Origin of the sequence: Streptomyces sp. NPDC087845, from assembly GCF_044742755.1 — a bacterium.
Classification (GTDB): Bacteria; Actinomycetota; Actinomycetes; order Streptomycetales; family Streptomycetaceae; genus Streptomyces.
In genome coordinates, this window is record NZ_JBIUVC010000001.1 from 590,991 (window position 1) to 610,010 (window position 19,020).

20 protein-coding genes are annotated in these 19,020 nt (G+C 73.1%); 4 read left to right on the forward strand and 16 right to left on the reverse strand.

The annotated features are described in order from the left end of the window. Positions 1 to 5 precede the first annotated feature (5 nt). A complete protein-coding gene (locus tag ACIOMQ_RS02610; protein ID WP_362207866.1) occupies positions 6 to 626 on the forward strand; it encodes a methyltransferase domain-containing protein in 621 nt (206 codons plus the stop codon). Between the two features lie 110 nt (positions 627 to 736). On the opposite strand, the gene ACIOMQ_RS02615 is transcribed toward ACIOMQ_RS02610, so the two are convergent. Further along, on the reverse strand, positions 737 to 2,107 hold the full coding sequence (locus ACIOMQ_RS02615) for an MFS transporter (RefSeq protein ID WP_402187925.1): 1,371 nt from the start codon (positions 2,105 to 2,107) through the stop codon (positions 737 to 739). A gap of 151 nt (positions 2,108 to 2,258) precedes the next feature. Here ACIOMQ_RS02615 and ACIOMQ_RS02620 point away from each other — a divergent pair, with 151 nt between their 5' ends. Continuing rightward, positions 2,259 to 2,984: a TetR/AcrR family transcriptional regulator gene (locus ACIOMQ_RS02620; protein ID WP_401985772.1), complete on the forward strand. Its 726-nt coding sequence runs from the start codon at positions 2,259 to 2,261 to the stop codon at positions 2,982 to 2,984. A 71-nt stretch (positions 2,985 to 3,055) separates the two neighbouring features. On the opposite strand, the gene ACIOMQ_RS02625 is transcribed toward ACIOMQ_RS02620, so the two are convergent. The 4 genes from ACIOMQ_RS02625 to tsaB are packed head-to-tail and all read right to left on the reverse strand — an operon-like array spanning position 3,056 to position 5,626. Further along, complete coding sequence (locus tag ACIOMQ_RS02625; RefSeq protein WP_401263263.1) at positions 3,056 to 3,340, reverse strand: hypothetical protein; 285 nt, start codon at positions 3,338 to 3,340, stop codon at positions 3,056 to 3,058. Further along, positions 3,337 to 4,473: a tRNA (adenosine(37)-N6)-threonylcarbamoyltransferase complex transferase subunit TsaD gene (gene tsaD / locus ACIOMQ_RS02630; RefSeq protein ID WP_402187666.1), complete on the reverse strand. Its 1,137-nt coding sequence runs from the start codon at positions 4,471 to 4,473 to the stop codon at positions 3,337 to 3,339. Before tsaD ends, ACIOMQ_RS02625 begins: the two co-directional genes overlap by 4 nt. After that, positions 4,473 to 4,976, reverse strand: coding sequence for a ribosomal protein S18-alanine N-acetyltransferase (gene rimI / locus ACIOMQ_RS02635; RefSeq protein ID WP_362207854.1), 504 nt, complete (start codon positions 4,974 to 4,976; stop codon positions 4,473 to 4,475). The genes tsaD and rimI overlap by 1 nt, the downstream gene beginning before the upstream one ends. Beyond that, positions 4,973 to 5,626, reverse strand: a complete 654-nt coding sequence (gene tsaB / locus ACIOMQ_RS02640) for a tRNA (adenosine(37)-N6)-threonylcarbamoyltransferase complex dimerization subunit type 1 TsaB (protein ID WP_402187669.1) — start codon at positions 5,624 to 5,626, stop codon at positions 4,973 to 4,975. The genes rimI and tsaB overlap by 4 nt, the downstream gene beginning before the upstream one ends. A gap of 153 nt (positions 5,627 to 5,779) precedes the next feature. Between tsaB and ACIOMQ_RS02645 the strand changes: the two genes are divergently transcribed. Further along, positions 5,780 to 6,346: a hypothetical protein gene (locus tag ACIOMQ_RS02645; RefSeq protein WP_401263260.1), complete on the forward strand. Its 567-nt coding sequence runs from the start codon at positions 5,780 to 5,782 to the stop codon at positions 6,344 to 6,346. Positions 6,347 to 6,436: 90 nt separating this feature from the next. On the opposite strand, the gene ACIOMQ_RS02650 is transcribed toward ACIOMQ_RS02645, so the two are convergent. From ACIOMQ_RS02650 to ACIOMQ_RS02695, 10 genes are all read right to left on the reverse strand, one after another. Then, positions 6,437 to 6,604, reverse strand: coding sequence for a hypothetical protein (locus ACIOMQ_RS02650; RefSeq protein ID WP_401263259.1), 168 nt, complete (start codon positions 6,602 to 6,604; stop codon positions 6,437 to 6,439). Between the two features lie 258 nt (positions 6,605 to 6,862). Continuing rightward, a complete protein-coding gene (tsaE, locus tag ACIOMQ_RS02655; protein ID WP_401263257.1) occupies positions 6,863 to 7,414 on the reverse strand; it encodes a tRNA (adenosine(37)-N6)-threonylcarbamoyltransferase complex ATPase subunit type 1 TsaE in 552 nt (183 codons plus the stop codon). Continuing rightward, positions 7,383 to 8,660 (reverse strand): alpha/beta fold hydrolase, encoded by a 1,278-nt coding sequence (locus ACIOMQ_RS02660; RefSeq protein WP_401263255.1) that lies wholly within the window; start codon positions 8,658 to 8,660, stop codon positions 7,383 to 7,385. The genes tsaE and ACIOMQ_RS02660 overlap by 32 nt, the downstream gene beginning before the upstream one ends. Before the next feature lie 93 nt (positions 8,661 to 8,753). After that, the gene (gene alr, locus ACIOMQ_RS02665; RefSeq protein WP_402187671.1) at positions 8,754 to 9,908 is read right to left on the reverse strand and encodes an alanine racemase; all 1,155 of its coding nucleotides are present in this window, start codon (positions 9,906 to 9,908) and stop codon (positions 8,754 to 8,756) included. A 111-nt stretch (positions 9,909 to 10,019) separates the two neighbouring features. After that, positions 10,020 to 10,418, reverse strand: coding sequence for a DUF488 family protein (locus ACIOMQ_RS02670; RefSeq protein ID WP_362207833.1), 399 nt, complete (start codon positions 10,416 to 10,418; stop codon positions 10,020 to 10,022). Between the two features lie 162 nt (positions 10,419 to 10,580). Next, complete coding sequence (locus ACIOMQ_RS02675; protein ID WP_401263252.1) at positions 10,581 to 12,110, reverse strand: NAD(P)H-hydrate dehydratase; 1,530 nt, start codon at positions 12,108 to 12,110, stop codon at positions 10,581 to 10,583. 4 nt (positions 12,111 to 12,114) lie between these two features. Further along, positions 12,115 to 12,483 carry a holo-ACP synthase gene (locus tag ACIOMQ_RS02680; RefSeq protein ID WP_362207828.1) on the reverse strand — a complete coding sequence of 123 codons (369 nt, stop codon included), beginning with the start codon at positions 12,481 to 12,483 and terminating at the stop codon, positions 12,115 to 12,117. 20 nt (positions 12,484 to 12,503) lie between these two features. Then, positions 12,504 to 14,351 carry a glutamine--fructose-6-phosphate transaminase (isomerizing) gene (glmS, locus tag ACIOMQ_RS02685; RefSeq protein WP_401937193.1) on the reverse strand — a complete coding sequence of 616 codons (1,848 nt, stop codon included), beginning with the start codon at positions 14,349 to 14,351 and terminating at the stop codon, positions 12,504 to 12,506. 69 nt (positions 14,352 to 14,420) lie between these two features. Further along, complete coding sequence (locus tag ACIOMQ_RS02690; protein ID WP_401263249.1) at positions 14,421 to 15,407, reverse strand: GlxA family transcriptional regulator; 987 nt, start codon at positions 15,405 to 15,407, stop codon at positions 14,421 to 14,423. A 178-nt stretch (positions 15,408 to 15,585) separates the two neighbouring features. Next, positions 15,586 to 16,476, reverse strand: a complete 891-nt coding sequence (locus ACIOMQ_RS02695; RefSeq protein ID WP_402187675.1) for a S1 family peptidase — start codon at positions 16,474 to 16,476, stop codon at positions 15,586 to 15,588. Between the two features lie 141 nt (positions 16,477 to 16,617). Here ACIOMQ_RS02695 and ACIOMQ_RS02700 point away from each other — a divergent pair, with 141 nt between their 5' ends. Beyond that, positions 16,618 to 17,619, forward strand: a complete 1,002-nt coding sequence (locus ACIOMQ_RS02700) for a GlxA family transcriptional regulator (RefSeq protein WP_401753569.1) — start codon at positions 16,618 to 16,620, stop codon at positions 17,617 to 17,619. Between the two features lie 66 nt (positions 17,620 to 17,685). On the opposite strand, the gene ACIOMQ_RS02705 is transcribed toward ACIOMQ_RS02700, so the two are convergent. Continuing rightward, entirely contained in the window at positions 17,686 to 18,513 is an 828-nt protein-coding gene (locus ACIOMQ_RS02705; protein WP_401263243.1) for an alpha/beta fold hydrolase, read from the reverse strand. Between the last annotated feature and the right edge of the window lie 507 nt (positions 18,514 to 19,020).

Below are 19,020 nucleotides of genomic sequence, written 5' to 3' on the forward strand. Positions count from 1 at the left end.
TCGCGATGGGGTTCTATGTCGAACGGATCGTGCCCCGGATCGCCGATGCCGTCGGCGGGATGAAGTCGGTCGAACCGCTGCGGCGCCGGGTCTGCGAGGGGCTGTACGGCGAGATCATCGAGATCGGGTTCGGTTCCGGGCACAACGTCCCGTTCTACCCGGCTGCCGTCACCGACGTGGCCGCGGTCGAGCCGTCCGATCTCGGCTGGAAGCTGGCCCGCGACCGCATCGACGCGGGGCACACGCCGGTACGGCGCGCCTGTCTGGACAGCCAGTACCTGCCGTTCGAGGACGACACCTTCGACGGTGCCCTGTCGACGTGGGCGCTGTGCACCATCCCCGACGCCGACGCGGCGCTCCGCGAGGTACGCCGGGTCCTCAAACCCGGTGCGACCCTGCACTTCCTGGAGCACGGTCTGGCGCCGGAGGAGGACGAGAACGTACGCCGCTGGCAACACCGCCTCGACCCGCTGGAGCGGCGGCTCTTCGCCGGGTGCCGGCTGACCCGGCCGGTCGCCGAGATGCTGACGGCCGCGGGGTTCACGATCGTCGATCTGGATGTGTTCTACGTGGAGGGCGCACCGAAGGCGATGGCCGCCGACTCGATGGGCGTCGCCGTGCCCTGAGGGGGCGAGCGGCTGCTCAGTCGGCCACCGGAGCGGTCGCCGGTCGGTCGCCGGTCGGTTGCCGGGTCGGCCACCGGAGCGGGCGCCGGGTCCGCCGCCGGAGCGGGCGCCTAGTCGGTCACCGGAGTGGCTGACGCGCTCACCGCGGCGGCGGTCCGCGTGCGTGCCGGGAGCAGCACCAGGGCCGCCAGCGCCGCCACCGCGAGCAGGCCGGCGCAGACCCAGAACGCCGCCGAGTACCCCGCCGCGAGATCCGCCGGCCGGCCCCCGTCCCCGGTGACCTGGGCGGCGACGGTGACCAGGACCGCGAGCCCCAGCGAGCCGCCCACCTGGCGGGCGCTGTTCAGCAGCCCGGAGGCCATCCCCGTCTCGTCGGGCGCGACGTCGGTCGTGGCCGCGGTGCCCAGCGGTACGAAGCACATCCCTATGCCGAGGCTGCAGACCAGGGACGGGCCGAGGATCGAGTACAGGAAGCCGCCGTCCGCCTGCGCCGTCGCCGCGAACCCGGCCAGGCCGAGCGCGGCGAGGCCGCCGCCCACCGCCAGCAGCCGCCGGGTACCGAGCGCTGCGACCGTGCGGGTGGCGACGATCGAGCCCGCGACGACACCCGCCGAGAACGGCAGGAAGGCGGCACCGGCTGCGGTCGGCCCGTAACCGAGCACCTGCTGCATGTAGAGCGAGACGAAGTAGAACGCGGCGAACTGCCCCGAGCTCAGCAGCAGGCAGAAGAGGTTCGCGGTCAGGACCGGCCTCCCCTTCAGCAGACCGAGGCGCAGCAGCGGAGTCCCGGCCCGCAGCTCGACGGCGGCGAACGCGATCAGCAGGAGCACGGCGGCACCGAGCGTGCACAGCGTCTGGGCCGACCCCCAGGGGTGGGTCGAGGTGCGTACGAGGCCGAGGACCAGCAGGGTCGTACCGGCGGTGGCGAGCAGTGCTCCGGCCGCATCGAGCCGGGCACGGGTCCGGGCGGAGCGGCTGTCCAGCCCAGAGCGTACGGCCCCCACCAGCGCGAACACCACGATCGGCACATTCACCAGCATCACCGCGCGCCAGCCCGCCGCATCGGTGAGCAGCCCGCCGGCGAGCACGCCGACCGCGCCGCCCGCCGCACCCGCCATGCCCCACAGCCCGAGGGCACGGGAGCGGGCGGGCCCGGCCGGGAAGGCGATGGCGATCAGGGCGAAGGCGACCGGGGCGAGCGCGGCCGCGCCGATCCCCTGCACCGCCCGTGCGGCGATCAGCCCGCCGGGCGACCACGCGAGCCCCCCGGCCAGGCTCGCGACGCCGAACAGCGTCAGGCCCGCCGCCAGGACCCGGCGGCTGCCGAGCAGGTCGGCGAGCCGCCCGCCGAGCATCAGCAGCCCGCCGAACGCCAGCGCGTAGGCGTTCACGACCCAGAGGAGCCCCTCCGCGGTGAAGTCGAGATCGCGGCGCATGTCCGGCAACGCGACGTTCACCACGGACATGTCCAGCGCCACCATGAACTGCACGGTGAGAGCCACCACCAGCAGCCAACGCACCTGCCGTGACTGGTCGTTCACGGCTTCTCCTTCCCTCGCGGTCACTCGGTACAGCCATTACTATACGTGTATAGAAATTAATCGCGTCAACGGAACGGGGGACAATGCCCGGATGCCAGGGACAGAGGAGACGCCCAGAACGGCGAAGGCGTCAGGAACAACGAAGAAGCGGACCGCGGCGAAACGGTCCGTGGGGCGGCCCCGCAGGCTCGACCCGGACGCGATGGTGGCCACCGCGCGCCGCATCATCGAGGAAGAGGGCCTGGACGCCCTGAGCATGCGGCGGGTGGCGAAGGAGCTCGGCTCGACGCCGATGGCGCTCTACCACTACGTGCAGGACAAGGACGAGCTGCTCATGCTCACCCTGTCGGGCACCGCGGCCGGCTCCCCGCGCCCCGAGCTGCCCGAGGACCCGCGCGAGCGGCTGCTAGCGGTGGCGGTGCACATGCACGGCCTGCTGGCGCGCATCCCCTGGGTGCTGGACATCCTGGCGCTGGGCGAGCTGACCGACAAGAACGCGCTGTGGATGGTCGAGGAGATCATCGACTCGGCGCTCGCCTGCGGCCTCTCCCCCGCCCAGGCGGTACGCGCGTACCGGACGATCTGGAGTTACGTCTACGGCGACCTGGTCTTCCGCCGGTCGGCCGAACGCCGCGCACAGAACCCGCCCAGCAGGCGCTACTTTCCCGAGATGGTCACCGAGGAGGACGCGGCCGCGCTGCCCCGGCTGACAGAGGTCAAGGACCGCTGGCGCGAGTACGCCGCCGACTACGAGGTGGCGGAGGAACTCGACGCGATCATCGCGGGACTGATCAGCCGGGGGACTTCCCGGGGCTGAGCGGCTTCCCGGGGCCGGGGATCCGCCCTGGGCCGGGAAACTCCCCGGGCCGAGCCGCTCCCCGAGGCCGATCAGCCGGGGAACTCGACGGCCCCCAGGGACTCGAAGCGCCAGCGGTGCACCGGGCGGGTGATCAACTCGGCGTCCGGCTCGGGGAGTTCGGGCAGCTCGTCACCGTACGCCCCTTCCCACCAGGTGATGACCAGGACCCGGTCCAGCGGGGCGCGCAGCAGCTCGCGCCGCAACGGCTCGCGGGCCAGTCCGGCCGACCGGGCGCGTGCCCACTCCAGGAGTTCGGAGCCCCTGCCGGCGGCGGCGCGGGCCTCCCACATCAACGCGACGGTCGTACCGCTCATGAGTAGAGGTTGTCCTTGCTGATCTCGTGGACGTGATCGTGGTCGTGCGCATGGCTGTGGCCGTGCGTGTGGCTGTGGCTGTGCGTGTCGGCACCGGGGACGTGGGTGTCGGTCACCGGCAGCGACGAGTCCGCGGACAGCCCCAGGTCCGAGGCCGCCCTGCCCCGGGCCACCATCTCCGCGCCCAGCGCCGCGACCATCGCCCCGTTGTCCGTGCACAGCCCCGGCCTCGGCACCCGCAGCCGGATGCCGGCCCGCTCGCACCGCTCCTCGGCCAGCGCCCGCAGCCGCGAATTGGCCGCGACACCGCCGCCGATCATCAGGTGGTCGACGCCCTCGTCCTTGCAGGCCCGGACGGCCTTGCGGGTGAGCACGTCCACCACGGCCTCCTGGAAGGACGCCGCCACGTCCCGTACCGGCACCTCCTCGCCCGCCGCCCGCTTGGCCTCGATCCAGCGGGCCACGGAGGTCTTCAGGCCGGAGAAGGAGAAGTCGTACGCGGGATCGCGCGAACCGCTCAGTCCGCGCGGGAACGCGATCGCCCCCGGGTCGCCCTCCTTCGCCAGCCGGTCGATGACCGGGCCGCCGGGGAAGCCGAGGTTCAGCACCCGGGCGATCTTGTCGAAGGCCTCGCCCGCCGCGTCGTCGATGGTCGCGCCCAGCGGCCGTACGTCGTTGGTGATGTCCGGCGCGAGCAGCAGCGAGGAGTGGCCGCCGCTGACCAGCAGCGCCATGGTCGGCTCGGGCAGCGGGCCGTGCTCCAGCTGGTCGACGCAGATGTGCGAGGCCAGGTGGTTCACCCCGTAGAGCGGCTTGTTCAGCGCGTACGCGTACGCCTTCGCCGCGGAGACGCCGACGAGCAGCGCGCCCGCCAGTCCGGGACCGGCCGTGACGGAGATGCCGTCGAGGTCGCGGGCGCTGATCCCGGCCTCCTTCAGGGCGCGCTCGATGGTGGGGACCATCGCCTCCAGGTGCGCGCGGGAGGCGATCTCCGGGACGACGCCGCCGAAGCGGGCGTGCGTGTCGACGCTGGACGCGACGGCGTCGGCGAGCAGCGTCGTACCGCGGACGATGCCGACGCCGGTCTCGTCGCAGGAGGTCTCGATGCCGAGTACGAGCGGTTCGTCAGCCATCAGTCAGTCTCTGTTTCTTGTACGTGTTCGTGTACGTGGAGGCGCATGACGAGTGCGTCGACGTTGCCCGGCTGGTAGTAGCCGCGGCGGAAGCCGATGGGTTCGAAGCCGAAGCGTTCGTACAGCTTCTGCGCCCGGGTGTTGTCGACGCGGACTTCGAGGAGCACCTCGGCGCACTCGAAGGCCGTGGCGTGCTTCAGCAGATCGGTGAGGAGCTCGGAGCCGAGGCCGCCGCCCCAGTGGTCGCGGGTGACACCGATCGTCTGCACGTCGGCGAGGTCACCGGCCGCGGCGAGACCGGCGTAGCCGACGATCCGGCCGCTGGCGGGGTCCTCGGCGACGACGTAGCGACGGGTGGCCCGCGGGCCGCGGGAGTGCGCCAGCTCGGACCAGAACATTCCGGCCGACCAGGCGTCGTCCGGGAACAGCTCGTGTTCGAGCTCCAGCACCGGATCGATGTCCCACCAGCGCATCTCGCGCAGTACGGCAGTCGTGCTCGTCACTTCGGGGTGACCACCTTGTAGTTCTTCGGGACCTGGGCGTCGGGCCTGCGGAGGTAGAGCGGCTGCGGCGGCAGCAGTTCCGCGCCCGCGGCGAGCCGCTCGGCGGCGAGGGCGGCCAGCGCACCGGCGCCGACGTGCTCGGGGCCTCGGGCGTCCCCGAACGCCTCGGGGTAGAGCACCGCGCCCGCCCCGACGACGGGGAGTCCGGCGAGCCGTTCGGCGATGTCGGCGGGCCGGTCGACGGCGGGCTCCGTGACGCGCGTACGGAAGTCCTCGTAGCGCGCCCAGTAGACCTCCTTGCGGCGGGCGTCCGTCGCGACGGCGAACGGGCCCTCCAGACCGGCGGCGTACGCGAGACCGTCCAGGGTGCACACCCCGTGCACGGGGACGGAGAGGGCGGAGCCGAAGGTCGCGGCCGTGACCAGGCCGACCCGCAGGCCGGTGTACGGGCCGGGGCCGACGCCCACGACCACGTCCGTCACGGCGTCGAGTCTCACCCCGGCCTCGGCGAGGACCCGGTCGACGGCGGGCAGCAGCAGCTCCCCGTGCTTTCGGGCGTCGACCTGACCCGACTCGGCGACGACGGAGGTCCCGTCGTGCAGGGCGACGGTGACGGCGGGGGTGGCGGTATCCACGGCGAGCAAGAGCACGCAAACAGCCTACGGCTCCTCCGACGGGGGCACGGCGCCCCGTACGGCGTCCCGGTACGACTGGTTCCGGCTGCTACCGTCACCGTGTACACGCGGGTACGACGTAATCGCTAACCGCTTGTACGACATACGGAAGCGAAAGGGGCGCGCACGGTGGCAAGGGGCAGCTCGGGAATCGTGGCCGGGCTCACCACGGCGGCTCTCGCCGCGGTCGGCTTCCTGGCCTACCAGGCATCGGCGAACGCGCCCGACTCCGTCGCCGCCCCCAGGCCGACGGTGTCCGCCAGCGCACCCGCCACCGGCCACGACAAGCCGAAGGACAAGAAGCCGCCGGCCGTGCTTCCGGTCGGCTCCGGCACCGGGAAGCGCGTCGTGTACGCCTTGAAGGACCGCCAGGTGTGGCTCGTCGACGAAGCCGGCAAGGCGGTCAGGACCTTCGAGGTCATGCCGAGCGCGCTGAGCCCGAAGCCCGGGACGTACCAGGTGGGTACGCCGCGGCAGGGGCCGCCCACCAAGGGCTCGGACGGCGTGATGATCGAGCACGTGGTGCGGTTCACGATGGTGGAGGGCGTGTCCGTCGGATTCAGCGCGGCGGTGGACGGCTCGATGGAGAGCCCGGACCCGACACTGAAGACGGGCGGCGTGCGGATGTCCCGGGCCGACGGGGACGCGGTGTGGGAGTTCGCTACCGTCCGCACGAAGGTGGTCGTCGTCCCGTAACGGGGCCCGCCCACGGGTGCTGCCGCGTCGCGTCCTACGCCGCGTCGCGTCCTACACCGCGCCGCACCGCTCCCCGTGCCGCGTCGCGTCCTATGCAGCGTCGCGCCGGGACGGCAGCCCTTCCGTCTCCTCCGCGGCCGGCTCGGCCGGTGGTGTGGACACCGCCGCGGCGGCGGCGCACGAGGCCAGCAGATCCTTCATCGACAGGGCGGACGGCGCCTGCGGCTGCGGCTGCGGGTCGCGCTCGGACGTCGGCATGGATGCCTCCTGGAACTCCGGTGGAGGTCGTGGTTAGGCAGACCTAACCAGGTCTCCCATCCATGTGACCACGACCGCCACTCCCTGCGCAACAATTTACCGACGGCTTGTCGGAAAGAGTGCGGGACGGCCGGATCAGCACACGAACGAGCGCGCGGAACATCTCCCGCCACCAGGTGTCACCGGGACCTGCCAGGTCACCGCGCGCCGGACGGGCCCACCCCGCCGAGCACGCGCCGCGGCCCCCTGCCGGGCCGCCTACCCCGGCCGTTCGGTGGCCATCTCCTCGCGCAGTCCCGCCCAGCGCGTCCCGACGCCGATCAGCGTCACCGTGCGCCGTTCGTCGTCCGTGTCGCCGACCGCCCGGTGGATCACCACGTGCAGCCGGTCCTCGGACAGTTCCTCGACCTTGCCGTCGCCCCACTCCACGACCACCACCGACTCCGGCAGCGACACGTCGAGGTCCAGGTCCTCCATCTCGTCGAGTCCGCCGCCCAGGCGGTACGCGTCGACATGGACCAGCGCGGGACCGCCGGTCAGCGAGGGGTGGACGCGGGCGATCACGAAGGTGGGGGACGTGACGGCGCCCCGCACCCCGAGGCCCTCGCCCAGCCCCCGGGTCAGTGTCGTCTTTCCGGCGCCGAGCTCGCCGGTGAGCATCACGAGGTCACCGGGGCGCAGGACGGCGGCGATCCGGCGGCCGAGGGCCTGCATCTGTTCGGGGGATCCGACGGCCAGGCCCACGGTGACGGTGCCCGTCGCGGCGCCCTCGCCGGCCTCAGTCGCCAGGCTGTTGTGCGGTGCTTCCATGCCCGCCAACGTTAGCCGCTGCCGGCACCGCCCCGGCGCGTACCAGCAGGTCCGCCAGCCGGTCGGTCACCGTCTCCGGGTGTTCCAGCATCACCAGATGCCCGGCGTCCGGGACGATGACCAGCTCCGCGTCCGGGAGGTGGTCCGCGATGGCCTCGCTGTGCGAGCTGGGCGTCACCAGGTCCTTGTCGCCCGCCAGGATCAGCACCGGGAGGTCGCGGAACGCGGGCACCGCGGCGCTCTTGTCGTGTTCGGTGAAGGCCGGGTAGAACTCGGCGACCACGTCGATCGGGGTGGATTCGATGAGCCGCTCGGCGAACCGCTCGACCGCTGGATCCACGTCCCGCGAACCGAACGAGTACCGCTTGATCAGCCCGGCGAAGAGATCGGCGGTCGCGCGCCGGCCCCGTTCCACCAGCTCGGCCTGGGAACCGAGCGCCCTGAGCACGCCGGGCAGCACCCGCCGCACCGCGTTCACGCCCGCGATCGGCAGCCCGAAATTGACCTCGCCGAGCTTCCCGCTCGATGTGCCGACGAAGGCGACGGCGGCGACCCGGTCCCGGATGAGCTGGGGGTACTGGTCGGCGAGCGCCATCATCGTCATGCCGCCCATCGAGTGCCCGACCAGCACCAGTCGGCCCTCCGGGGCGGCCGCGTCGATGACCGCCTTCAGATCACGGCCCAGCTGGTCGATGCCGACCGTCACCCCGTCCGCCTGGGCCCGGCCCCGTTCGGAGCGGCCGTGGCTGCGCTGGTCCCAGTGGACGGTGCGGACCAGCCCGCGCAGCGCCGCCCGCTGGAAGTGCCAGGAGTCCTGGCTGAGGCAGTAGCCGTGGCTGAAGACGACGGTGACGGGCGCGGGCGCCTTGCGGCCGAAGAGCCTGCGGCGGCGCGTACCGGCCGCCCCCGTGGCGGCGCCGGTGCCGCTTCCGCCGCTCTCCGCGGTCCCCGCGGTGCCGGTGCCGCCGTCCGGTTCGACCTCGTCCACCTCGTAGTACAGCTCGGTGCCGTCGTCGGCCGCGGCCCGGCCCGGCAGTCCCCGCAGCGAGCCGTACGGCCCCGAGGCGTCCAGCGCCAGCCTGGCCCGCCTGCGCATGCCGCGGCCCACGGTCAGCCGCTCGACGGCGACCCCGGCGGCCGCGCCTGCCGCGATCACGCCTATGGCGGCTCCGGCGATCCCCGCCCGGCGCCAGCCGACCGCCGTGGCGGCCGTCGTCACCGCGTCCCCCGCGCTGGTCTCACTCACCGTGCCGCGCTCCTCGTCGGTCGTGTCCGTCAGGTCAGGGCCGGTCAGTTCCGGTCGTGCTCAGATCGTGCCTGGTCAGGGGCGCTTGATCGGTCAGGACTCGGCCGGGGTGCCATGCAGATGGACGCGCGGCACCCGGGCACCGATCCGGGTGACGATCTCGTAGGCGATCGTGTCGGCGGCCCGTGCCCAGTCCTCGGCGCTCGGCTCGCCGCGGTCCCCCGGGCCGAAGAGCACCGCCTCGCTGCCCACCTCGACCTCGTCCCCGTGGAGGTCGACGACGAACTGGTCCATGGCCACCCGGCCCGCGATCCGCCGCCGCACCCCGCCGACGAGGACGGGGGCCCGGCCGGAGGCATGGCGCGGGATGCCGTCCGCGTAGCCGACCGGCACCAGGCCGAGGGTGGTCTCGGCGGAGGTCGTGTAGTGGTGTCCGTAACTGATCCCGTGACCGGCCGGCACCTGCTTGACCAGGGCGATCGACGCGACGAGCGTCATGACGGGGCGCAGCCCGAAGTCGGCCGGGGTGCCCAGCTCGGGGCTGGGCGAGATGCCGTACATCGCGATCCCGGTCCGTACGAGGTCGAAGTGCGCCTCGGGGATCGTCAGCGTCGCCGGGGAGTTCGCCATGTGGCGCACCTCGGGGTCGACGCCCTCCTTCTCCGCGTACGCGACCATGTCGCGGAAGGCGTTCAGCTGGGCGGCGATGGAGGGGTGGCCGGGTTCGTCGGCGCAGGCGAAGTGGGACCAGAGGCCGGTGATCCTGACGGTGCCCGCGTCCTCGGCGGCGCGGGCGGCGGCGACCAGTTCGGGCCAGTCGGCGGGCTGGCAGCCGTTGCGCCCGAGGCCGGTGTCGGCCTTGAGCTGGACACGGGCCGGAATGCCGGCCTCCATGGCCGCGGCGACGACCTCGCGCAGGGCCCACATCCCGCTCACCGACACATCGATGTCGGCCTCGATCGCCTCGCGCCAGGGCCCGCCCGGCGTCCACAGCCAGCACATCACCCGGCCGCCGAGCCCGGCCGCCCGCAGGGCGAGGGCCTCCTGCGGCGTCGCGGTGCCCAGCCAGGTCGCCCCGGCCTCCAGCGCGGCGCGGGCGCAGGGCACCGCTCCGTGCCCGTACGCATCGGATTTGACGACGGCCATGAGTTGCGCGCCGCTCGCCCGTGCGCGCAGCACGCGCACGTTGGCGCGCAATGCGGCGAGGTCGATCTCGGCACGGGCTCTCAAGGACGCTGTCTCGTTCATCGCGCCCAGTCTCTCAGAGGCGTACGGCAGACCCTTCGGGCGGCGGGCCGGGAGGGGCCGGCCCGCCGGGGTTGCCGGCCGGGCCGCGCGCGTACACCTCACGCGTACACCTCAGGGGTGGCGCAGCTCGTGTTCCAGATGGTCCACGAGGACCGGGACATGGCTGTGGGGTACGTCCTTGACCGCCGTGACCAGGGTCACCGGGCCGCCCTCGCGGACCAGTTCCACCAGTTCGCCGACGGCCGCCGTGTGGACGGGGTCGGCCAGTTCGGCGCGGTAGCGGTCGACGAAGTCGTCGTAGCGGGCGCCGGTGCGGTCCTCGTGGTACCAGGAGCGGAGCTCCTTCGACGGGGTGACGTCCTTGAGCCATTTGTCGATCCCGGCCCGGTCCTTGGCCACGCCGCGCGGCCAGAGCCGGTCGACGAGGACGCGGGTGCCGTCGCCGTCCTCCTGCGGGTCGTAGACCCGGCGTACGCGCACATCGGTGCCGCTGCCCTTGCTGGTGCCCACGATCGGCCCTCCTGTCGGCGTCCGCCTGCCGTTGCCCGGCGCTGCCTGCCGGGGCCTGCCGGTGCCTGCCGCGGCTGTCGTCGGCGCCTGCCGCTGTCTGCCGCCGCTTGCCGGCCTGCCCGCTGCTTGCCGCTGCTTGCCGCCGCTTGCGCCCAGGATCACTCAGGCCCGTACGTCCCGCCACGCCGCCGGGATCGCCTCCGCGACGTCCTGCGCGGCGACCGGGGCCCCGTCCGAGGCGTGCCGGGCGGCCAGGCCGTGCAGATACGCACCGGCCGACGCGGCGTCGCGCGGGGCCAGGCCCGCCGCCAGCAGGGAGCCGGTCAGGCCGGAGAGGACGTCGCCGCTTCCGGCCGTCGCCAGCCAGGAGGTGCCGGTCGGGTTGACCCGTACGGGGGTGGGTCCGGCGTCGGTGGCGACCAGGGTCGTCGACCCCTTGAGCAGGACCGTGGCGCGGAAGCGGGCGGCCAGTTCCCGTACGGCGGCGAGCCGCCCCGCCTCGACCTCCTCACGCGGGACGCCGAGCAGGGCCGCGGCCTCACCGGCGTGCGGGGTGAGGAGGGTCGGGGCGATGCGCGCGCGTACGGCGGCGGCGTCGAGCAGCCGCAGCCCGTCCGCGTCCACGAGCACCGGAACGTCCGCCTCCAGCACGTCGTGGACCGCCTCCACGGCCTCCGTACCGTCCCCGAGCCCCGGCCCGACGACCCATGCCTGCACCTGCCCGGCCTTGGCGGGCGGCCCCGCGTGGACCAGCGTCTCCGGATGACGGGCGATCACCGCGTCGGCGCCCGGCCCCACGTACCGCACCGCTCCGGCACCGCCCCGCAGCGCCCCGGAGACGGCCAGCACCGCCGCCCCCGGATACCGCGCCGACCCGGCGACGACGCCCACGACACCGCGCCGGTACTTGTCGCTCTCGCTGCCGGGTACCGGCAGGAGCGCGGCGAGGTCCGCGTACTGCAACGCCTCCAGGTCGGGCACATCGGGCAGCTCCGGGCCGAGCCCGATGTCGACGAGGTGCAGCGCGCCCGCCAGTTCGGCGGCCGGGTCGATGAGCAGGCCGGGCTTGTACGTGCCGAAGGTGACGGTCGCGTCGGCCCGCACCGCGTCGCCGAGCACCTCGCCGGTGTCCGCCTCGACGCCGCTGGGCAGATCGACGGCGACGAAGGCCGCACCGGTCGCCTCGAAGGCCCGCACCAGCGCGGCGGCGTCCGGGCGCAGTCCGCCGCGCCCGCCGATGCCGGTGATCCCGTCCACGACGAGATCGACATGCCCGCCCCAGGCGCCCGCCACCACGTCCCGCGCCGCGCCTCCGGCCGCGTCCCGCGCCGCACCCCGGTCCGCGCCCCCTGCCGCGCCTTCGTCCGCGCTCCCCGCCACGCTTCCGCCCGCCGCGAGCAGCGCCCCGAGCCCGCCCCGGTGGGCGCGCCCCGGCGAGGTGAGCACGGCGCGCACGCCCGCACCGCGGCGGGCCAGCCGGGCGCCCGCGTACAGCGCGTCGCCCCCGTTGTCGCCGCTGCCGACGAGCAGGACGACCCGCGCCCCGTACACCCGTCCGCGCCGCCGCAGCACATCGGCGCAGGCCGCCGCGAGTCCCGCCGCGGCGCGCTGCATCAGGGCGCCCTCCGGCAACCGGGCCATCAGGGCGCGTTCGGCGGCCCGTACGGTCTGAACGCTGTAGGCGGTACGCATGTACTCAACCCTCCGCGATCACCACGGCCGACGCCACCCCCGCGTCGTGGCTGAGCGACACATGCCAGTGCCGTACGCCCAGCTCGGCCGCGCGCGCGGCGACCGTGCCGCGGACCCGCAGCCGGGGCTGCCCGCTGTCCTCGACGCACACCTCGGCATCCGTCCACAGCAGGCCGCCCGGCGCGCCGAGCGCCTTCGCGAGGGCCTCCTTGGCGGCGAACCGGGCGGCGAGCGAGGCGACCCCCCGCCGCTCGCCGCTGGGCAGCAGCAACTCGCTCTCCAGGAAGAGCCGGTCGGCCAGATGCGGCGTACGCTCCAGCGCCGCGTCGAACCGTTCGATCTCGGCCACATCGATCCCGACCCCGATGATCACGCGTATTCCCTCAACTCTCGCTACTCCACGGTCACGGACTTCGCCAGATTGCGCGGCTGGTCCACGTCGTTGCCGCGGGCCGTCGCCAGTTCGCAGGCGAAGACCTGCAACGGCACGGTCGACACCAGCGGCTGAAGCAGCGTAGGCGTAACGGGGATCCTGATCAGGTGGTCGGCGTACGGGACGACCGCCTCGTCGCCCTCCTCGGCGATGACGATGGTGCGCGCGCCACGGGCCCGGATCTCCTGGATGTTCGACACGATCTTGTCGTGCAGCACCGACCGGCCGCGCGGTGAGGGCACGACGACGACGACCGGCATGTCGTCCTCGATGAGCGCGATCGGCCCGTGCTTGAGCTCGCCCGCGGCGAAGCCCTCGGCGTGCATGTACGCGAGTTCCTTGAGCTTGAGCGCGCCTTCCAGGGCCACGGGGTAGCCGACGTGGCGGCCCACGAAGAGCACGGTGTCGTGGCCGGCGAGGGAGCGGGCCAGCGCGCGTACGGGTTCCATGGTCTCCAGGACCCGTCCGACCTGCCCGGAGATCTCGGCGAGCTGGCGGATGACGGTCCGGATCTCGTCGCCCCACTTCGTCCCGCGGATCTGTCCGAGATACAGGGCGACGAGGTAGCAGGCGACCAGCTGGGTGAGGAACGCCTTGGTGGAGGCGACGGCGACCTCGGGCCCGGCGTGCGTGTAGAGCACGGCGTCGGACTCGCGGGGGATGGTGGAGCCGTTCGTGTTGCAGATGGCCAGGACCTTCGCCCCCTGTTCGCGGGCGTGCCGCAGGGCCATCAGGGTGTCCATCGTCTCGCCGGACTGCGAGATCGCGACGACGAGGGTGCGGTGGTCGAGGATCGGGTCGCGGTAGCGGAACTCGCTGGCCAGCTCGGTCTCGCAGGGGATCCGGGTCCAGTGCTCGATGGCGTACTTGGCGATCATCCCGGCGTGGAACGCGGTGCCGCAGGCGACGATGACGACCTTGTCGACCTCACGGAGTTCGTGGGGCGGCATCCGTACCTCGTCGAGGTGGAGCGTGCCCGCGCCGTCGATCCGCCCGAGGAGCGTGTCGGCGACGGCCTTGGGCTGGTCCTCGATCTCCTTGAGCATGAAGGAGGCGTGGCCGCCCTTCTCGGCGGCGGAGACGTCCCAGTCCACGTGGTACTCGCGGACGTCGGCGGGCCGCCCGTCGAAGCCGGTGACGGTGACGCCTTCCCGGCGCAGCGCCACCACCTGGTCCTGGCCCAGCTCGATCGCCGAGCGGGTGTGCGCGATGAACGCGGCCACGTCGGAGGCCAGGAACGACTCGCCCTCCCCCACCCCCACCACGAGCGGTGAGTTGCGCCGGGCCCCGACCACCGTGCCGGGGTCGTCCGCGTGCAGGGCGACGAGGGTGAAGGCGCCCTCCAGCCGCCGGCAGACCTGCCGCATCGCCTCCGCCAGGTCCGCGCAGGACGAGAACGCCTCGGCGAGGAGGTGGGCGACGACCTCGGTGTCGGTCTCGGAGGCCAGATCGTGGCCGCGCTCGGCCAGTTCGGCGCGCAGGACGGCGAAGTTCTCGATGATCCCGTTGTGCACGACGGCGACGCGGCCCGCGTTGTCGAGGTGCGGGTGGGCGTTGGCATCGGTGGGGGCGCCGTGGGTGGCCCAGCGGGTGTGCCCGATCCCGGTGGTCCCGGCCGCGAGCGGGGCCTCGGCCAGCGCCTTCTCCAGGTTGACGAGTTTCCCGGCCTTCTTCGCGGCGGCCAGCCCGCCGTCCGCGAGGACGGCGATGCCCGCCGAGTCGTAGCCCCGGTATTCGAGGCGCTTGAGACCCGCGACGACGACGTCCTGCGCCGACTGCCCACCGACGTATCCGACGATTCCGCACATACCGTTCCCTTCCTGATCGTCCACCCCATTTCTTCGCATCGTCGCAGAAGGCGAACAGGGCGGCAGAAATCAGGCGGGGTGCGGTGGCTCCGGGGCGCGGCGCGTCCCGCCCGAGGCGAGGTGGGTCCGGCGGTAGGCGCGGGGGGTGGTGCCGGTGAGTGCGCGGAAGTGGTGGCGCAGGGCGGCCGGTGAGGTGAATCCCGTGCGGGCCGCGACGGCCTCGACGGGGGTGCCCGTCTCCCTCAGCAGACGCTGAGCCTCCTGGAGGCGCACGCGGAGCAGGTACTGGAGCGGGCTGAGGCCGGTGCGGGCACGGAAGCGGCGGGTGACGCTGCTGGTGCTGGTCTGCGCGTGGGTGGCGATGTCGGGGAGGGTGAGGGGGAGGTGGAGGCGGGTCTCCATCCACCGCAGGGTGGGTTCGAGGCCCGTGCTTTCCGCGATCTCCCGGCCGATGGTCCTCTGGACGCTGTCCGCGTGGAGGTGCAGGGGCGCGAGGAGTTCCCGGGAGGTCCCGTCGGCCACCCGTGGGCCGTGGTCGCGGCCCAGCAGGCGCAGACAGACGTCGATGCCCCCGAAGACGCCCGCCGCCGTGAGGAACGGCCCGTCCTCGACCACGGTGCCGAGCGGGTCGACGTCGATACGGGGATGGAGCCGCGCCAGCTCCTCGATGTACCGCCGGCCGGTCGTGGCCCGCCGCCCGTCGAGGAGCCCGGTCGCCGCGAGGGTGAACGTCCCGGTGCCGACGGCGGCGATACGGCTCCCCCGGTCCGCCGCGGCGCGGAGCGCGGCGAGGACACCCGTCGGCGGTTCGTCACGGTGGCTGCCGCTCGCGGGGACCAGCACGGTGTCCGCGTCCGCGAGGCCGTCGAGGCCGAAGGGCGTGCTGATGGCCAGCGGGGCCGGGGCCCCGGTCGCCCGCAGGCCGGGGGCCGCGCAGAGCCTGACCTCGTAGACCACGTCACGGTATTCACGGCAGGCGGTCCCGAACACCAGCCCGGGGGCGGTGAGTTGTTGCCCCGGCACCCCGTCGGGGGCGAGGACGGCGATCACTGGCATGTCTGGAATCTAGAGCCTCTCGCCGGGATCCGTCCGAGGCGGCGCCGGGGGCGCTTCCGCGGGGTGACGGCTGAGGGGGGACCGGTGGGGGGGACCGGTCGCCCCGTACCGGCGGCCCGGAGCCGGACCTGCGGTACGGGGCCGGACCCGACGGCCCAGGGCGTGCTTCCCTTCCCCGTCAGCCGTTCTTGTGGATGGTCTTCCGGATCCAGCCGGAGAACGCGGGCACCTTGCTGTAGAGCCCCGGCCCGGTCGCGCACTTCGGGTCCCAGTCGCCGTCACCCGAAGTGGTCCCGACGAGCTCCCAGTGGCCGTTCCTCCCGCGCTGGATCTGCGGGCCGCCGGAGTCCCCGACACACGCCATGGCTCCCGGCCTGGGACTGACCGTGCACAGCCGGGTGTCTCCCTCGCGGCCGAAGCACTCGGCCGCGGAGCCCCTGCGGGTGTCCAGTTGCTGGAGCCGCTCGGGGAACACCACCTTGTCGAGATCGCTCGTGTCGACGACGGTCCCGAAGCCGAGAATCCGGGTGGGCGTACCGGCCGGTCCCGCCTCCTTGGCCATGCGGATGGGCTTCTCGGCGACAGGGCGGTTCAGTCGTACCAGAGCGAGGTCGTTCTGGTTGGGGGTGCCGTTCCTGCCGGGTTCGGCGCTCTCCCCGCCCTGCTGGTAGCGGGGGTGGATCACCACCTTGTCGATGGCGCGGACGGTGCCCCCGGACTTGCGGTGCTCACTGCCGATGCGCACCTTCCCGGTCCGGTGGATGGGCAACTCGGGGTCGACGCAGTGAGCCGCCGTGAGCACCCACTGCCGGTCGATCAGCGTCGCCCCGCACTGGGCGTCGGCCTCCACCATGGGGATGGTCGCCATGAACGGGTAGCGCTGCGTCGAGTCGTTCCCGTTGACGACGGCCCCGGCGCTGCCGGTCATCGCCGTGGCACCGAGGACGGCGGCCGCGCCGACCGCCGCGGCCGCTCTGGCGAGCAGGCGGCGCCCCCGTCGCGGAGAGCGGGCGCCGGGGCCGTCGGAGGCGTCGGAGACCGGGCGGGAGTGGGGGTTCGGACGGTGCATGTGGTGGCCTTTCGAGGATGGTGGTTCAGCGGTGCGCGGGCCGGGCGTCCCCTCGCTTCCGTCCCTCATCGCTGTTCATCCTCCGTGCCGGGTCCGGCCCGAAACAGCCGCCTGAATGTCACCCTCGGCTAAATTCTGGACATGTCAGTGATCGCCGTCCTCGCCCTCGACGGGGTCCCCGGCCACCAGCTCACCACGCCCGCGCTCGCGTTCGCCACGGCCGCCCGGCACCACCCCCCGGTCGCCTACGACCTGCGGATCTGCGCCGCCCCGGGGTTCGCGGGGACGAGCGGCCCCGGCGCTTTCCGCATCGAGACCCCCTGGGGCCTGGAGGGGCTCGACGGTGCCGGCACGGTGCTGGTGCCGGGGCACGAGGGCTTCCGCGACGCACCTGCGCCCGAGGTCGTCGAGGCCCTCCGCGCGGCTGCCGCGCGCGGCAGCCGCATCGGCGCCGTCGGCACCGGAACGTTCACCCTCGCGGCCACCGGTCTCCTCGACGGCCGCCGCGCCTCCACCAGTCGTCGGCACACGGAGGAACTCGCCCGCCTCCACCCCCGTGTCGAGGTCGACCCCGAGGGCACGGCCGTCGGCGACGGCCCCTGCCACAGCGCCGCGGGGGTCCTCGGAGGTCTCGATCTCTGCCTCCGTCTGATCACCCTGGACCACGGCGAAACCGTGGCCATCGAGACCGAGCGGCAGGTGTTCATGCAGTTCCACGCACCGGCCGACGACGCCGATACCGATACGGGGTACAACGCCGTCACCCCGCCCGGCAGCGGCATCGAGCCGACCACCCGGTGGATGGAGGCCAACCTGCACCACCCGCTGGCCCTCACCGACATCGCCGCCCACGCGGGGCTCGGCGTCCGCAGCCTCACCCGCCGTTTCCGCGCCGAGACCGGCCTCACCCCGCTCCAGTACCTGCTCCGCACCCGTATCCAGCGGGCACAACGGCTCCTCGAACGCACCGACGAACCGGTGGAGCGCATCGCGGCGCAGACCGGCCTCGGCACACCCGCCAACCTGCGCCACCACTTCCAGCGGCTGACGGGCACCAGTCCCAGCACCTACCGCACGGCCTTCCGCGCCCTCGTCACCGACCTCACCCGGCCGGAGCGGGAAGGAGCCGGGCCACCGCCCTGAGACCGGGCCGTCGTCCTGAAGCCGGACCACCGCCCTGAACGGCCCGGCTCCCGGCGCACCGGTGGTTCACCGCTTGAGGAACTCCAGGAGGTCCTTGTTGAACTTCTCCTTGTAGCCCGGTACGAGGGCGAGGCCGTGGGAGCCGCCCTCGTAGACCTTGAGGGTCGCGCCCCGGATGAGTTCGGCGGACTTGCGGCCCGTGGCGTCGATGGGGACGACCTGGTCGTCGTCACCGTGGACGACGAGCGTCGGGATGTCGAACTTCTTCAGGTCCTCGTGAAAGTCCGTGGAAGCGAAGGCGTCGACACAGGCGACACCGCCCTCGATGGTCTCGGCCATGGCCATGTACCAGAAGGCGTCCTTGTTGCCCTGGGTGACCTTGTTGCCGTCGCGGTTCGCGCCGAAGAAGCCGACGGCGGTGTCCTTCCAGAACTGCGAGCGCTCGGCGAGGATGCCCTTCTTGATGTCGTCGAAGACCGACTGCGGTACGCCCTCGGGGTTGTCGGGGCCCTGGAGCATCAGCGGAGTAATCGCCGAGAGCAGGACGGCCGACCTGATCCGGTCGGTGCCGTGGCGGCCGATGTAGCGGGCGAGTTCGCCGCCGCCCATCGAGTGCGCGACCAGCGTGACGTCCCGCAGGTCCAGTTGGGTGATCAGGTCGTTCAGGTCGTCCGCGAAGGTGTCGAAGTCGTAGCCGTCCCAGACCGGGGTCGAGCGCCCGTGCCCGCGCCGGTCGTGCGCGATGCCCCGGAACCCGTGGTCCGCGACCGCCTTGAGCTGGTCCTGCCAGGCGTCCCCGTTGAGGGGCCAGCCATGGAGGAAGACGACGGGGCGGCCGCGGCCCCAGTCCTTGTAGAAGATCTCGACACCGTCACGCGTGGTCACCTCGGGCATACGTGTGGTCCTCTCGGGTGTGCTGCCGGGCCCCCCGATCCAGCGTGCGGCCGGACGTCCGGGCCGCAAATCGGAATCGTGGGGACCGGCGGGCCGCGCACGTCGTTCCGGGCGCGGCACCACGCCGCCTCGGGCAGGGCCGAGCCTCGCGCTCCTGTCGGCGCAGTCGGCTCAGCGCGACGTGGACCGCCACCAGTCGACAGGCGTCGTCGATCCGCCCTGCGATCTCCTGCGCGAAATCGACCACCGCGGGCGGGTCCGGCGTCGGACGCCACCGCCCCCACACGACCGGAGTGATCGTGCGGGGCATCGGACCGCCCAGGCCGAACCAGGCACCCGAAGGCGTGACGGAGACCGCCGACCCGCAACGGACCACGCCCCGGAGACATGCCGCCGAACGGGACGAGAAAGCGGCAGCCCAGCGCATCCAAAACCGTTCGGGATGCGCCCAGAACGCAACAGTGGGTCCAGGACTCACTCATACACGCTGGTTGGGAACGGTTCCCG